We start from the raw sequence: 15,028 nt of genomic DNA on the forward strand, positions 1-15,028 counted from the left end.
AATGGCGTTCGCATATAGCGACATGCTCGAGACGATCAAGAACAAGCAATGGGCTCTCGCCGATATCGATTGGGGCGCCCCTGGTGCGGAGTTGATCACCGACGAACAGCGTCCCAAACTCAAGCAATTCATGTCCGACGTGGTGTGGATTGAGCATGTCGGAGCGCGCGCCTTTGCTGCGATGGCCCCGAAGGCGCCCTTCGAAGCGCTCGGAGACATTTACCGTTACTTTCACGCCGAGGAGCAGCGTCACGCCAACGCCGAACTTGCTCTGATGCGTCGCTGGGGCATGATCGAGGAAGGCGAAAAGCCTGTACCGAATAAGAACATCCGTCTCGTGATCGAGTGGCTAGATCGGTACGCTGAGGCTCTTCCTCTGACTGTCATCGGCGCCGCGATTCCCGCACTGGAGACCGCGCTGGACGGGGCCCTGCTGAAATTTCTCCTTGATGAGGTCGACGACCCAATTTGCGGGGAAGTATTCAATAAGGTCAACAGCGACGAATCGCGGCACCTTGCAGTAGGTTTTCAAGTCCTGAATGACCTCGGCGCCAGTCCCATGCGAATCCATGCAATCCAAACGGTCGGCGCTGTGATGGACCCCCGTATTCTCACTGGCGCGTTGCTGTATATACCGCTTCTCACGCGCATGTTGATGAATCTCAACGCGATGGGGCTATCCGAAGAGAAGCTGTACAACGCGGTGACGCGATATGGCAATGTCGGGGACCGCAGTGAGCACACGCGGAGGGTGCCTGGATATCACATCTTGAAGGCCCACATGTCCTCCTCGATCAAGCGGTCCCAACCCCTTCACTTCGTTTCCCAGCGCTTAGGCAATGCGATCGACATCTTCCCCGTGCAAGTACTCGGGCGACCGCCTTCATGGACGGATGAACTGACCTATGAACCGGTCGCTAAATGACGGACACGGTAACGACTTTGATCGTCGGCGCCGGCTTCGCGGGTATCGGTACGGCGATGAGAATGCTTCAAGCGGGCGTTAACGACTTTGTCATCTTGGAGCGATCACATCGCGTCGGGGGCACCTGGCGTGACAACACTTACCCCGGCGCCGCCTGCGACATTCCGTCATTGCTGTACTCCTACTCGTTCGAGCCGAACCCAGGCTGGACTCGCGCATACTCGGGGAGCGCAGAGATCCTCGCCTATATCGACGCGATTGTCGCGAAATACGATCTTGGGAGGTTCATTCATTTCGGTGCGGACGTGAGTGCACTGGAATTCGACGAGGATGCCGGAGAGTGGGTTGTCGACACGACCGGCGGCAGGCGGTATCGGGGCCGTTCAGTCGTGATGGCTAGCGGACCACTTGCTGACGCCAGTTTCCCGGATATTCGTGGCATCGAGTCGTACGAGGGGAAAAAGATTCACAGTGCTCGGTGGGACCACTCCTATGACATGAGCGGTAAGAGGGTGGCGGTTATCGGGACCGGGGCGAGCGCTGTGCAGATCGTTCCCGAATTGGTCCAGTTGGCGGCGTCGGTCAAGGTGTTTCAGAGGACGCCCGGCTGGGTCCTACCGAGGGTGAATTTCCGGCATCCGGCCTGGGCGCGTTCGACTTTCAAGCGCATGCCGGCAACCGAACAGGCCCTACGAGGTGCGTGGTTTTGGGCGCATGAGGTCATGGCCGTGGGCATGGTTTGGGATACCGCTGCCACATCTGTCATCCAAGCGGCCGCGAAGGCGAATCTGCGTCGGCAGGTGAAGGATACCTGGTTGAGACGTCAGCTAACACCGCAGTTCAGACCTGGGTGCAAACGCATGCTTATGACTAACGACTATTACCCTGCTCTCCAGGCCGATAACTGCAAACTCGTCAGCTGGCCGATCGCCACACTGGCTCCGAACGGAATTCGAACCGCCGACGGCATCGAGCATGAGGTGGACTGCATAGTATTCGCGACAGGCTTCGATGTGTGTAAACGCGGTACGCCATTTCCGATCCTGGGGCGCGACGGGCGAAAACTCGAAGACGCGTGGTCTGAGGGGAGATTTGCCTACAAGAGCGTGAGTGTGGCCGGGTATCCGAATTTGTTCTTCACTTTCGGGCCTAATTCCGGTCCTGGCCACAACTCCGCTCTTCTATATATGGAGGCGGCAATCGATTACATCGTAAAAGCGATCGAGCTCTTGCGCGACCAAGGTAACGGAGTCCATACCCTGGATGTGAAAGAGAATAGCCAAAACGCGTACCACTCCAATATTCAGCGGCGGTTACGACGCACGACATGGAACTCGGGTTGCAGCAGCTGGTATTTAACAGAGGATGGCTATAACGGCACGATGTATCCGGGCTTTGCGACTCAGTTCACCAGGGAACTGTCCCGTCTGGATATGCGGGATTACGATATCACTCGGCGTGACGATGCTGACCTGAAGTTGACACAAACACGCTGAACTGCAGCAGCGGATAGGGTAAACATCAAAGCGCACGTGAGGAAGTAATGGGTTCTGAGTCTGGGCAGCACTACGAAATTGTAATAGTCGGAGCCGGGTTTTCTGGGATTGGTACAGCGATCAGCCTGTTGAAGGCCGGATTTGCGGACTTTCTTATAGTCGATGACGCCGATGGCGTCGGCGGTACATGGCACTGGAATACGTATCCGGGAATAGCGGTCGATATTCCGTCCTATAGTTACCAGTTCTCTTATGAGATGCGAACATCCTGGTCACGTACTTACGCTCACGGGGATGAGTTGAAGGCTTATGCAGAGCGGTGTGTAGAAAAATACGGACTCCAAAATTACATCCGGTTCAACACGACTGTGGACGAAGCCTGTTTCGACGAAGGCGCCGCACTATGGCGGCTGAGCTGCTCCTCTGGTCAGAATCTGACCGCGCGTTTTGTGATAAATTGCTCTGGCGTTCTCAGTCGGCCGAAGTGGCCTGATATTCCAGGAGTGCGCGACTTCGCCGGCGTGACGCTGCATACGGCCAGATGGGACCATACGAAAGATCTCACCGGTAAGCGGGTGGCGGTGATCGGGACTGGGGCATCTGCGGTGCAGCTGATTCCCGAAGTCGCGAAGATCGCATCAAGTCTGACGGTCTTCCAGCGAACGCCGATTTACTGCTTGCCGAAGCCGGATTTCTCCATACCGAGCTGGGCCGCGACAGTGATGCGGTTGGTGCCAGGGGCACAACTGATGACGCGCACTGCGAGTCAGGCGTTCGTCGAGTTCACATTTCCCATCGCAGCTCATTTTCACTCGTTGATCCCTGTGTCGGACCTCATGGAAGAGGCGGCGAAACGCTATATGCGTCGGGCGGTCGACGATCCGGTGACTCGAGACCAACTCATTCCTCGCTATTCGTTGGGTTGTAAGCGACCGAGTTTCCACAATTCCTATCTCGCAACGTACAACCGTCGCAATGTTTCGCTCGAGACCAGCGGCATCACCCATGTCGACCATGCCTCGGTTCACACTGAAGATGGCAAGAGTTATCCGATCGATGTCATGGTCTTGGCCACCGGGTTCAAAGTGATGGAGTCGGGCAATATGCCGACTTATGTGCTGAAGGGACGCGGTGGAGTGGAGCAGTCTGCCTGGTGGGATGAGCACCGCCTCCAAGCCTTCGAGGGTGTGAGCGTCCCAGGGTTCCCGAATCACTTCAATATCTTCGGTCCCTATGGTTACAACGGCTCCTCGTACTTCACACTCATCGAGGCGCAAAGTCGGCATATCGTCCGCTGTCTTCGTCGTGCGCGCACGCTGAAGGCTGATTACGTAGAGGTCAGACAGCAGGCGAACGATCGCTACTTCGGTGACATGGTTAGCCGCCGACATCGACAGGTTTTCTGGCAGCCGAGCTGTTCCAATGCCAACAGTTACTATTTCGACAAACACGGCGATGTTCCGTTGCGTCCGTCAACTACCCTGGAGACTTACTGGCGTAGCCGCACCTTCCGGCTCTCCGATTACCGATTTGAACGTCGCGCAGAATCCGTTGGCGCACGGTGACCAACACTGATGCGGCGGACCGGCGCCCCAGTCTTGCAAGTCATTTCGTGGCAATGACTTCGCGAAACACACTGCGTCCGCTGTCGCAACTCATCCCGTCGAGCGCCCACGGCCTCGCGGTGATGGATCGCGTACTCCGGATGGCGCTTGTGGGATCGCGGCCCCGCCGAAGCGTGGCGGTTCGCACAATAGATACCGAGTTCGCCGGGAATCAGATACGCGGGGATTGGATCACTTCTCCTGCAGTCGATCCACACGCGGTTCCGTTGCTCTACATTCATGGCGGCGCCTACTCCATGTGCTCACCGGCTACCCACCGCGGCCTGCTCGGTGAACTTGCCTCCGCGAGCGGTCGGCCCATCTTTGCGGTGAGGTATCGGCTAGCTCCACGCTATCCCTTTCCCGCTGCCGCCGACGATGCACTGAACGCATACCGCTGGCTCGTCACAGGGCAGCCTTCGGCTTCCGGCGAACGCGGTGTTGCGGTGGCCGGGGACTCGGCGGGCGGCCAGCTCACGATGGCCACCGCCCTTGGCGCACGTAGTGACGGACTGCCGCTGCCGGATTCGATGCTTCTCATGTCTCCGGTCCTGGATCTGACATGTGAACTCGCGAGGGCACGCGAACTTCGCCGCCGTGATCCTTTCGCCTCTGCTCGGTCCGCGGCCCGCGCTCTTGACCTGTACGTGGCTGGTGCAGATCACCGCAATGAGCGAATCAGCGTGCTCGACGCAGACCTCAGGTCCATGCCACCGATCCTGATTCAGGTAGGCGGAAGAGAAATGTTGATCGATGACTCGAGGCATCTTGCCGACCGCCTCCGATCGGCCGGATCAAGCGTTGAGATACAGGTGTACCGGGGACAGATCCACGTGTTCCAAGCCATGTTCCGAATCCTGCCCGAGGCTCGTGAGGCGATCCACCGCGCTGGAAACTTCCTGAAAGCTTCGGCCCACCGGTGAAAGTGTTGGGACCGTGGATGCTCCACTGCCACCGCGCCATCAACTGCTTCTTAGCTGTCTCATGACAGGCGGCTTTGCGAGGGATCCTCGAGGACACGATCCGTCGATAGTGATCATCGGGGCCGGCGTCGCGGGTATCGCCATGGCCCATCAGCTGAAGAGGGACGGATTCACCAACTTCACCATGGTGGAAAAGGCTGCAGACATCGGCGGCGTCTGGCGCGACAACACCTATCCAGGAGCGGCTTGCGACGTGCCGTCAGCGTTGTACTCACTCTCGGACAAGCCCAACACTCGTTGGTCGAGACGTTATGCAGAACAGCCCGAGATACTCCAATATCTTCGCCGACTCGTCCTGGCCGACGGAATGGACCTGCATTTGCGCACGCGGACCGAAGTCGTCGAGATGACCTTCGATGAACAGGCCGGCCGTTGGCGTTTGGTGACCGGATCCAGCGAGACGATCTGGTGCGATGTCGTGATTTCGGCCGTGGGGCAGCTCTCGCGACCTCATACGCCGAATATTGCCGGCGAAGACACCTTCGAGGGGCCGCGTTTTCATTCGGCGCGTTGGGACCATTCGGTATCGCTGCGCGGCAAGGAAGTAGCCGTCATCGGGACAGGCGCAAGCGCGATACAGTTTGTGCCACGGATCGCACACGAGGCACAGCGCGTAACGCTGTATCAGCGCACGGCGCCTTGGATTTTGCCGAAGTGGGACAGCAGGTACGGACGTCTTCACCAACAGCTGATTAAGGTTCTGCCGCTGTGGCTGCGTCTTGAGCGTTTCGCGGTATGGCTGATTTTTGAAGTGCTCGCAGTGACGTTGGTCGACGCGAAGCCCTTGTCACGCATTCTCGGCGCGGTCGCCCGCTACCACCTCCATCGGCAGGTTGCCGATCCAATGCTGCGCCGGCAACTCACGCCATCAGATGCGCCGGGGTGCAAGCGGGTGTTGTTCTCGAATGATTACTACCCCGCGATTGCCAACGGTGAAGTCTCGTTGGTGACCAACGCGGTTGCGAAGCTTTGCGACAAGGGAGTCGTGACCGACGATGGCGTACTCCATCGCGCGGATGTCGTCATTTACGGAACAGGTTTCCGCGCTACCGACTTCCTCGCCCCGATGCGTGTTCGCGGCTGGGGCGGAGTGACTCTGGACGAGGTGTGGGGGACGCAGGCGCACGCATACCTGGGCATTACAGTCCCGATGTTCCCGAATCTCTTTCTCCTCTATGGCCCGAACACGAATGTCGGTTCCGGGTCGATCATTTACATGATCGAGTCTCAGGTCCGCTATGTCGGTGCCCTCATCAAGATTTTGGCGAGTGACCCAGGGCGTACGGTCGACGTCAGGCCAGACATCGAGCAAAGCTACAACACACGATTGAGCCGGCGGCTGCGAAGGTCGGTGTGGGCGCTTTGCGCGAGCTGGTACACGACCTCGAGTGGCGCGATCCCGACGAACTGGCCTGGGCCTACATTTGCCTACCGGATCCTCACCCGCAAACCACGCAGTCACGATTATCTATTCAGGCACGTTGAACGCCTTCAGTTAGACGGCCCGAGTGAGAACCGCGCGAGGCTGCGCAGATGATCCGGGTCGCAGGCGGTGTCTAACATTTCACTGTTAACTGTTCGAATATTGACATTCAGCACATCTATGTAAACTATTACCAGATACCCGTGCAGCAGAGCGCCCAGGAGGCATCGTGGCTAATCAGCTTCTCGCAATCACGCGTCACCCCAAGGAGCGGTTGACGTCTGTCCTGTTGGCGCCCGCCCCCCGCGTCGTCGATGACAAATGGCGACAGTGGAGTCGGGACTGGAGAGTCCGGGAACTTGCGCCGGCCCCCGCCGGATCTGGGCTGAGAGCCGTCCTAGGGGACGCTGGACTCCCGTTGCTGGGGCACACTGTCGACTACATCCGATTTGGTTCAGAATTCAGTCGGGAGCGTTACGAACGTTTGGGCTCGGTGTCGTGGATGGGCGCATTCGGTACCAAAATGGTGGTCATCGCCGGTCCAGACGCAACGCGTGAGGCGTTCACAAGCGAAGCCAAGGCCTTTTCTCAAGATGGCTGGTCCTTCCTGATCGATGCTTTCTTCCATCGCGGGTTGATGCTCATGAGCTTCGACGAACATTTGATGCACCGGCGCATCATGCAGGAGGCGTTCACGCGTCCTCGCCTGACCGGATATGTCGGGCAGGTGGCCCCGTGCGTTCGCGCAGCCGTGCCCGCGTGGCCGACCGGTCCGTCGGTCCGGATCTACCCGTTGTTGAAGAATCTCACCCTCGATATTGCCACGGATGTCTTCATGGGTGGCCGCGGCAAGGACGAGAGCGCTGCTGTCAACGAGGCGTTCGTGTCCACTGTTCGCGCGGCGAGTTCCTTTGTGCGAGTTCCACTCCCGGGCACCAGGTTCCGCGCCGGCGTGCATGGGCGGCGCGTGTTGGAGGACTACTTCTCCCGACACCTGCCGGCCGCGCGTGCAGGCGAGACCGACGATCTATTCGCCGCCCTCTGCCAGGCGACCACAGAAGACGGTGAACGGTTCTCCGACGAGGATGTGATCAACCACATGATCTTTCTCATGATGGCCGCCCATGACACCTCCACGATCACCACCACTGCTGTCACCTACTTCCTCGCTAAACATCCTGAGTGGCAGGAGAAGGCAGCGGCGGAGGCGCGGTCCTTCGGTCACGATTCGCCAGATATCGACGAACTGGAGCGGATGACGGTCCTCGATCTGATCCTCAAAGAAGCTCTGCGTCTGCTGGCGCCCGTTCCGCTGGTGATGCGCAAGACCGTCCGCGATGTCGCCATCGACGGCTATCACATCCCCCGTGAAACCTTGTGCGCAATCACACCCGCCGTAAATCACTTCGACCGCAGAATATGGAGCGACCCGGACCGTTTCGATCCGTCGCGCTTCGATGAGCCCCGGCGCGAGGACCAACAGCACCGATTCGCCTGGGTGCCGTTCGGCGGGGGGGCGCACAAATGCATTGGGATGCAGTTCGGCACACTCGAGGTGAAGGCAATCCTGCACCAGATGTTGCGTACCTACACTTGGACGGTCCCAAACGACTATCACGTGCGTTGGGACAACACCTCGCTGCCCATTCCCGTGGACGGACTGCCTGTGACGTTGCGGCACCGATGAGCGGTGAGAACTCGCCTTACCTGGAGCCCACGGAGTTCCTCGATTGGCAACATGAATCGGTACGCGACTTCGTTGCATCGGCGACCCGCGGCGCGGTCGACGACACCACGAAGGCCATAGCCATCTTCACTGCGGTCCGCGACTCGATTTGGTATGACCCCTACACCGTGACCGATGACCCGCATGCGTATCGCGCCAGCACCATCGCAACTGCAGACCGCGCTTACTGCGTCCCGAAGGCGGTGCTCTTGACGGCGGCCTGCCGAGCAGCAGGCATCCCAGCGCGGCTGGGGTTCGCCGATGTCCGAAACCACCTTCAGACCGAGACATTGCGTGAGCGGATGGGCGGTACCGACGTCTTCGTCTACCACGGATACAGCCTCATGCATCTCTGCGGTGTCTGGGTCAAGGCAACTCCGGCGTTCAATCGCGAGCTATGCGCACGGTTCGGCGTCCCGCCAATTGATTTCGACGGGCGCACAGACGCCCTGCTGCACGGGTTCGCCGGTGACGGCACACAACACATGGAATATCTGAGGGATCGAGGCGCCTTCGACGATCTACCGCTGGCAGAGATCCTGCAAGCGCTCAGAACCCACTACGGGACGCTCATAGGCGATGCGAGTCGCCATCCAGACCTGTTCGCCTGAAGGGCCGATGCGTAATGCACAGCACGATGCAAGACGTCCAGCTCACAATCTCGGCAATTGTCCGCCATGCCGCCTCCATTCACGGAAACAGCGAGGTGATCACCCCCGACGGAATTGGATACCGAAGTATGTCCTACCGTAGCGTCCTGGGGCGAGCGGGCCGACTTGCCAATGCGTTGCGCGGGCTCGGAATAACGGCAGATCAACGGGTGGCCACTTTTCAGTGGAGTAACCAAGAACATCTCGAGGCCTACTGCGCGGTTCCCTCCATGGGCGCGGTGCTGCACACCCTCAACATTCGTTTGGCTCCAGAGCAACTCGCGTACATCGCCAACCATGCCAGCGATCAGATCATCCTGGTGGATGCGTCGGTTGCGCCATTGTTGGCTAGTGCGCTACCAGCGATGGAGTCGGTGCATACGGTCATCGCCACCGGGGGCGGCGACCTCGCTCCGCTGCAGCGATGCGGGAAGACGGTGTTGCGTTACGAGGAGATCCTGGCGCAGCAACCGGAGACTTTCGATTGGCCCGAGATCGATGAGCGTTCCGCCGCGGCCATGTGCTACACCAGCGGGACTACTGGAAATCCCAAAGGTGTTGTCTACAGCCACCGTTCGACCTACCTACATGCACTGACCGCCTGCACGTCGAACGCCCTGGCAGTGAGCGAGGCCGACCGTATCCTGGCCATTGTCCCGATGTTTCACGCCAATGCGTGGGGACTGATCTACGCGGCGTTGATGTCTGGTGCGGACTTGGTATTACCCGATCGCCATCTGCAAGCCGCGCCGCTGGTGTCGATCATCGAAGAGACTCAGCCGACTATCGCCGGTGCAGTGCCGACGATCTGGAACGATGTCGATCGATACCTGGAATCGAATCCCGCCCGGGACATCTCCTCACTTCGGCTGGTTGCCTGCGGGGGATCGGCAGTCCCCGTCTCGCTGATGCGGGCATTCGAAGACAAGTACAACGTGCCTATCGTGCAGGCATGGGGCATGACCGAAACCTCGCCGCTGGCTACCGTCGCACGCGCAGCGCACGGAGTAGGCGAGACCCGTGCGTGGGAGATGCGCGAAAGCCAGGGTCGGCCGATGTGCGGTGTCGAGATCCGGTTGCGTGACGACCACAAGAAGACAGTGCCGTGGGACGGTCGATCAGCGGGTGAAATACAGGCGCGAGGCCCGTGGATCACCGGCGCCTACTTCGGCGACGATGATCCGGACAAGTTCGACGGAGGGTGGCTGCGCACCGGCGACGTCGGCCGGATCGACCCGGACGGGTATCTCACGCTGACCGATCGTGCGAAGGACGTCATCAAGTCAGGTGGAGAATGGATCTCCTCAGTCGAGCTGGAAAACACGCTGATTGGTCACCCGGCGATCTACGAGGCTGCGGTGGTGGCAGTTCCCGACGACAAATGGCAGGAAAGACCGCTCGCCCTGGTCGTGGTTCACCGTGGAGCCGAGGTCGACATCGACCGACTGCGCGCGTTTCTGTTGGACAAGGTCGCCAAGTGGTGGATCCCGGAGCGGTGGAGCTTCGTGTCTGAGATTCCCCGAACAAGCGTCGGGAAATACGACAAGAAGGCCATACGCGCGCGTCACTCCGCCGGCGAGTATCAGATCGAAACGTCCTAAGAAATCAAACCCATTGATATTGAACAGCCGAGAGGGAATCCTGTGACAGCATCAATTTCTCCCTGGATGAGCGCCGAATTGCTCGAGCTTCGTGACCTTGCCGCGAAGTTCTTCTCGACCGAATTGGCCCCACATGCGCAACGTTTCGCAGACCAGCACCAAGTTGACCGAGAATTGTGGCACAAAGCCGGCGAACTAGGCCTGCTCTGCATGTCCATACCCGAAGAATACGGCGGGGGAGGCGGCACATTCGCGCACGAAGCCGTCGTACTCGAAGAGCAAGCCCGAGTCGGGGACAGCTCATGGGGCGCAGGGCTGCACAGCGGAATCGTCGCGCACTACATCCTCCAGTATGCGGCCGAAGAACTACGGAGGCAGTGGCTGCCCAAGATGGCCTCAGGCGAAATGATCGGTGCTATCGCCATGACGGAGCCAGGGACCGGTTCTGATCTGCAGAGTGTCAAGACCAAAGCAATTCTTGACGGTGACGAGTACGTGATCACCGGCGCAAAGACCTTCATCACCAACGGTCAGCAAGCCGACCTGATCATCGTCGTCGCCAAGACAGATCCAAGTCAGGGCGCCGCCGGCATCTCGCTGATCGTCGCCGAAGCCGATCGACCCGGATTCCGGCGCGGCAAGGTCCTCGACAAAATCGGCCAACGCGGACAAGACACCTCCGAGTTGTTCTTCGACGACGTAAGAGTGCCCCGCTCGCACCTCCTGGGCGAGACCGAGGGTCAGGGTTTCATTCAGCTGATGACGCAGCTACCTCAAGAGCGGCTCATCGTCGCGGTTGGGGCGGTCGCGGCGATGGAACTTGCCGTGGAGCAGACACTCAAATACACCCGTGAGCGGGAAGCGTTCGGACGGCCCGTCTTCGGCTTCCAGAACACGAAATTCATCTTGGCCGAAGCTGCAACCGAAACGCGCATCGCACGAGTATTTTTGGACTACTGCATCGACCTACACCTCGCGGGCCAACTCGACGTCCAGACCGTCGCCATGGCGAAATGGTGGACCACTGAGCGAGCGATGAAGGTGCTCGATGACTGTTTGCAGCTCCACGGCGGATATGGGTACATGACCGAGTACCCCATCTCGAGATTGTGGGTGGACCAGCGCGTGCAGAAAATCTACGCCGGCACAAATGAGGTGATGAAGGAAATCATCTCGCGTTCCCTATGACCCTGAACGATTAGCCACCTGCACATTACTCACCTGGGAGGATTGATGGCATCTACAGAGGTGCCATATCGCCACGAAATGGGTGGACATTGCGGATCGGGTGCCCTTCGGGAGTTGATACCAGATGCTCCTATCTTCAGGCAATGAGTTCTTCAGGCAATGAGTTCGTTGGTTCTTCTGCTGGGTTGGCGGAGGGCGTGGTAGATCTCGCGGGCGATGTACGCTTGATGCAGCGCATGATCTCGTTCTTGGTTTTGCCTTCGGCCAGGCGGTGAACGAAGTAGTCGCGGGTGGGCTGGTGACGGCGCATGCGCACCACCAGGATGACGTGCAGGGCACGGTTGGCGTCGCGATTGCCTCCCCAATTGAGCCGGTGGCGGATCGTTTTGCCGCTGGAGGCTTCCAGTGGGCTGACCCCGCAGAGTTTGGCGAAAGCGGCGTCGCTGCCGATCCGAGCGGGGTTGTCGCCGAGGGCGGTCAGCAGCGTGGCAGCGGTGTCGGGCCCGACGCTGTAGCTCGGGTGCGGCGGTGGCGGTGATGGTGTCGACGTGGCGTTCGAGTCGGGCGGCTGCGGTGTCGAGCTGGTGGCAACGTGCCGCCATCGACTTGATAGCAGTAAAGAAAGTTCTCACATCGCAGGCCAGCGGCGGTCAGGCGGGCGTTGGTCGCGCCTGCTGCCCGCGGCGTCTCGATGCGGCGAGGAGCGAGGACAGTCCTGGCTTGTCGTGGTGCCAGGATGCCGTGGCCGTTGAGATGTACAGCGCTCGTCGTCGTGTGCAAGCTTGTGTGGCGGCGGACGGAGGGCGAAGCGTAGCGAGCGGCGCGGACGGGAGCGCCAGCGGACGGGAGCAGAGGGAGTGTAGCGAAGCCCGCAGGTAGCCGCCGGTTCCTCGCGGGCTATGGCGGCCCGGGCTCCGCTGAGCATCAGTTGCGGGTCTGCGCCATGGCGATGGGACTCGTAGGATGGCGGTTGTGAGCGGGATGCTGGCGCAGCGTGCACGGCGAGAGGCCGAGACGCGACTGGTGGGGCAGCTGCGGCGGTTGGCGCATGTGCGGGGTGTCGCGACGACTGCCGAGCGGCTGAGTCGGCGGTTCGATGCCCAGACAGCGGACTCTTTGGTGGCAGCGGCGTGGCTGCACGATATCGGCTACGCACCGTCGTTGCGCCGGACCGGGTTTCATCCGCTCGATGGCGCAGAGTTTGCCCGGGCGGCGGGTTTTCGGGAGCTGGTCGCCTCCCTGGTGGCGTTCCATACTGGGGCGCACGCGGAAGCTGCCGAGCGCGGCTTGTCAGGTTTAGCGGCGTTCAGCGATCCGCCCAGCGATGTTCTGGATGTGTTGACCTTTTGCGATCTGACGACCGGGCCGGACGGGGCGCCGGTATCACCGCGAGATCGATTGATCGAGGTGTTGGGCCGCTATGGACCCGAGGACCCGGTGCACCGCGCGGTCGACGCGGGGCGCGACGAACTGTTGGCGGCGGTCCGACGGGTACGCGATTGGCTGTAAACCCAGCCGGTTAGCCGAGGTAGGGGCTGTCGCGGTGTTGCAGGTAGTGCTCGATGCGCAGTCGCATCGACGGGTGCATGTCCAGATTGGGGATGTCGTCGGGATCGGTCCAGGCGATGTCGGTGCTTTCGTGATCGATGGCCAGGGTACCGCCGAGAACCTTGGTGGTGAAGGACAGAGAGAACTGTTGGCGGACTTCGCCATCGGTGAACGCGACGACATGCTGCGGGTTGGTGTAGACACCGACAAGGCCGGTGACTTCAATGTCGAGCCCGGTTTCCTCTTTGACTTCCCGGACGGCGGTGTCGGCAATCGTTTCGCCGATGTCGTGTCCGCCGCCGGGTAGCGCCCACAGGGTGTTGTCGCGGCGTTTGATCAGCAGGATACGACCCTGTTCGTCGGTGACGATGGCCGAGGCTGACGGAACGACGCTGTTGGGCAGCGGGGCGTTGGGGTCGTTGTAGTAGTCGGTTCGCATAGGGTTCAGCCTTTCGCGCTGAGCGGTCTGGCGCGATCCCAGACCTGGGTGAAAGCGTCTTCGAGGGTGGCCCAGAGCCGTGGTTCGTGGTGGCGCGACAGCACAAGCACGGGGTTGTTGCGCCCGGGTGAGCCGTAGATGTGGAAGTTGACGATCATGGCGTCGTCGACCCGGAAGATCGACGTGTAGAGCGTGGTGTCGTGGGTGCGGATATCCAGCCCCGGGGTATCGGCATGCGGGGCGAGCAACTCCACGGACGTGCGGCAGCGGGCGATGACGGCCTCGCCGATGCCTTCCTCCTTGCCGCGCAGGATCGTGGTGGCAGTGTCAGGATCCCCGACGAGAAACCGCACCGCCACACCGCGGGCGGCGGCGTCGAGCAGAATGTCGAGGAAGCCGTCGAGGGTGTCAAACAGGAACGTGGCCGCCAGGACGAGGATGTCGATGCCGGTGGTGGCGTCGCCGAAATGCTGCTGCCACGTCGTGATCGGCAGCTGGGTGCGGCTGGCATACAGCGTCGCGGTGAACGGACCACCCAGCGACGTCGTCGCCAGCGCGCTCGCGGTAGGGGCAGGATACTGGTTGGGCCACAGGTTGTGCGGTGTGCAGCCAAGCAGCTTAGCGGCGCGGCGGGCGTTGTCCTCGCGGACGTTGTAGTCGATGTTGGCCAGCCAGCGGCGCACCGTCTTGATATCCACGCCCACCGCAGTGGCGAACCTCTGTGGGGAGAGTCCCTTGGCGTGCAGCCGTTGGGTGAGGCGATCGTTGGGGATCGTGGCGGCCTCGGCGTCGCCGTCCTGATCGCCCGTCGTCTCAGCGCACATCTTTCCGTGTCATCCCTGTCCATCCTCAGCGCGTGGTTCCTAGTTTGCCATGCGACTGCCGCCGCCCCGCGGCGGTGATGCCCGTCCGATGCCCACGGGCATGTCCCTGTCGTGTCCGAAATGTCTGCGGCAGTGTCGGCAATGCCTGCCAACGTCCCTCGCTACGTCCGCGATGTCCACGTGAACTGAGCCCAGCGCCGCAACGGGCGCAAACAGATCACGAAAGGAACAGCGGGACAATGCGTTTAAGAATCGACACATCAGGCACACGGTTCATCGTCACCCGAGCGGCCGAGCCGCGGCTGAACTTCGAGACCGGCAGCCCAAAAGTGGACACCGCCACCGGCGTGCCACTGTATGCCGCGCAGCTGTTGGCGTTGGATGACACCGGTGGTGAAGTGCTCAACGTCACCGTCGCCGGGGATCCGAAAGTGACAGTCACCCAACCTGTTTCAGTCGCGGGTCTGGTTGCTATCCCTTGGGCTCAAGGTGATCGCAGCGGCGTGGCGTTCCGTGCCGACGCCATCACCCCCACCAACCCCGCGGCTGCGCCGAGCGATCAAGCGTCCCGCGCGCAGAAATAACCCCATTTGCTGGGGCGCGGCGCTCGTGGGTGTCGCG

The 15,028-nt window shown here is 60.7% G+C and carries 14 protein-coding genes; 11 read left to right on the forward strand and 3 right to left on the reverse strand.

Features of this window, described 5'->3' with window-relative positions:
• Window position 1 precedes the first annotated feature (1 nt).
• From A5752_RS11380 to A5752_RS11420, 9 genes are all read left to right on the forward strand, one after another.
• Window positions 2-925, forward strand: a complete 924-nt coding sequence (locus A5752_RS11380) for a hypothetical protein (RefSeq protein ID WP_012394817.1) — start codon at window positions 2-4, stop codon at window positions 923-925.
• Entirely contained in the window at window positions 922-2,421 is a 1,500-nt protein-coding gene (locus A5752_RS11385) for a flavin-containing monooxygenase (protein WP_012394816.1), read from the forward strand. The genes A5752_RS11380 and A5752_RS11385 overlap by 4 nt, the downstream gene beginning before the upstream one ends.
• Before the next feature lie 47 nt (window positions 2,422-2,468).
• Window positions 2,469-3,986 (forward strand): flavin-containing monooxygenase, encoded by a 1,518-nt coding sequence (locus A5752_RS11390; protein ID WP_012394815.1) that lies wholly within the window; start codon window positions 2,469-2,471, stop codon window positions 3,984-3,986.
• Complete coding sequence (locus A5752_RS11395; protein ID WP_012394814.1) at window positions 3,983-4,948, forward strand: alpha/beta hydrolase; 966 nt, start codon at window positions 3,983-3,985, stop codon at window positions 4,946-4,948. The genes A5752_RS11390 and A5752_RS11395 overlap by 4 nt, the downstream gene beginning before the upstream one ends.
• Window positions 4,949-5,009: 61 nt before the next feature.
• Complete coding sequence (locus A5752_RS11400) at window positions 5,010-6,545, forward strand: flavin-containing monooxygenase (RefSeq protein ID WP_012394813.1); 1,536 nt, start codon at window positions 5,010-5,012, stop codon at window positions 6,543-6,545.
• 115 nt (window positions 6,546-6,660) lie between these two features.
• Window positions 6,661-8,118 carry a cytochrome P450 gene (locus A5752_RS11405; RefSeq protein WP_012394812.1) on the forward strand — a complete coding sequence of 486 codons (1,458 nt, stop codon included), beginning with the start codon at window positions 6,661-6,663 and terminating at the stop codon, window positions 8,116-8,118.
• Entirely contained in the window at window positions 8,115-8,768 is a 654-nt protein-coding gene (locus A5752_RS11410) for a transglutaminase-like domain-containing protein (protein WP_012394811.1), read from the forward strand. Before A5752_RS11405 ends, A5752_RS11410 begins: the two co-directional genes overlap by 4 nt.
• 14 nt (window positions 8,769-8,782) lie before the next feature.
• Window positions 8,783-10,408, forward strand: coding sequence for a fatty acid--CoA ligase (locus A5752_RS11415; RefSeq protein WP_016889183.1), 1,626 nt, complete (start codon window positions 8,783-8,785; stop codon window positions 10,406-10,408).
• Between the two features lie 66 nt (window positions 10,409-10,474).
• A complete protein-coding gene (locus A5752_RS11420) occupies window positions 10,475-11,596 on the forward strand; it encodes an acyl-CoA dehydrogenase family protein (RefSeq protein WP_016889182.1) in 1,122 nt (373 codons plus the stop codon).
• Between the two features lie 136 nt (window positions 11,597-11,732).
• Here the strand turns inward: A5752_RS11420 and A5752_RS27990 are convergent, their stop codons facing one another.
• Window positions 11,733-12,212, reverse strand: a complete 480-nt coding sequence (locus A5752_RS27990; protein WP_078321963.1) for a transposase — start codon at window positions 12,210-12,212, stop codon at window positions 11,733-11,735.
• Window positions 12,213-12,568: 356 nt separating this feature from the next.
• On the opposite strand from A5752_RS27990, the gene A5752_RS11430 reads away from it, so the two are divergent.
• A complete protein-coding gene (locus A5752_RS11430; RefSeq protein WP_012394808.1) occupies window positions 12,569-13,105 on the forward strand; it encodes an HD domain-containing protein in 537 nt (178 codons plus the stop codon).
• Between the two features lie 10 nt (window positions 13,106-13,115).
• Here the strand turns inward: A5752_RS11430 and A5752_RS11435 are convergent, their stop codons facing one another.
• Together A5752_RS11435 and A5752_RS11440 are read right to left on the reverse strand one after the other, a co-directional pair.
• Window positions 13,116-13,583 carry an NUDIX hydrolase gene (locus A5752_RS11435; RefSeq protein ID WP_012394807.1) on the reverse strand — a complete coding sequence of 156 codons (468 nt, stop codon included), beginning with the start codon at window positions 13,581-13,583 and terminating at the stop codon, window positions 13,116-13,118.
• 5 nt (window positions 13,584-13,588) lie between these two features.
• On the reverse strand, window positions 13,589-14,407 hold the full coding sequence (locus A5752_RS11440) for a hypothetical protein (RefSeq protein ID WP_012394806.1): 819 nt from the start codon (window positions 14,405-14,407) through the stop codon (window positions 13,589-13,591).
• A 239-nt stretch (window positions 14,408-14,646) separates the two neighbouring features.
• Here A5752_RS11440 and A5752_RS11445 point away from each other — a divergent pair, with 239 nt between their 5' ends.
• The gene (locus A5752_RS11445; protein ID WP_011893911.1) at window positions 14,647-14,991 is read left to right on the forward strand and encodes an SCO3933 family regulatory protein; all 345 of its coding nucleotides are present in this window, start codon (window positions 14,647-14,649) and stop codon (window positions 14,989-14,991) included.
• Window positions 14,992-15,028 lie beyond the last annotated feature (37 nt).

The sequence above is a fragment of the Mycobacterium sp. 852002-51961_SCH5331710 genome, assembly GCF_001665535.1.
Lineage (GTDB): Bacteria > Actinomycetota > Actinomycetes > Mycobacteriales > Mycobacteriaceae > Mycobacterium.

Bases quoted from the DNA above. Each gene is read 5' to 3' on its own strand.
- A5752_RS11415 (WP_016889183.1), top strand. From the start codon at position 8,783: ATGCACAGCACGATGCAAGACGTCCAGCTCACAATCTCGGCAATTGTC.
- A5752_RS11380 (WP_012394817.1), top strand. From the start codon at position 2: ATGGCGTTCGCATATAGCGACATGCTCGAGACGATCAAGAACAAGCAA.
- A5752_RS11440 (WP_012394806.1), bottom strand. From the start codon at position 14,407: ATGTGCGCTGAGACGACGGGCGATCAGGACGGCGACGCCGAGGCCGCC.
- A5752_RS11410 (WP_012394811.1), top strand. From the start codon at position 8,115: ATGAGCGGTGAGAACTCGCCTTACCTGGAGCCCACGGAGTTCCTCGAT.
- A5752_RS11435 (WP_012394807.1), bottom strand. From the start codon at position 13,583: ATGCGAACCGACTACTACAACGACCCCAACGCCCCGCTGCCCAACAGC.
- A5752_RS11445 (WP_011893911.1), top strand. From the start codon at position 14,647: ATGCGTTTAAGAATCGACACATCAGGCACACGGTTCATCGTCACCCGA.
- A5752_RS11385 (WP_012394816.1), top strand. From the start codon at position 922: ATGACGGACACGGTAACGACTTTGATCGTCGGCGCCGGCTTCGCGGGT.
- A5752_RS11390 (WP_012394815.1), top strand. From the start codon at position 2,469: ATGGGTTCTGAGTCTGGGCAGCACTACGAAATTGTAATAGTCGGAGCC.
- A5752_RS11420 (WP_016889182.1), top strand. From the start codon at position 10,475: ATGAGCGCCGAATTGCTCGAGCTTCGTGACCTTGCCGCGAAGTTCTTC.
- A5752_RS11400 (WP_012394813.1), top strand. From the start codon at position 5,010: ATGACAGGCGGCTTTGCGAGGGATCCTCGAGGACACGATCCGTCGATA.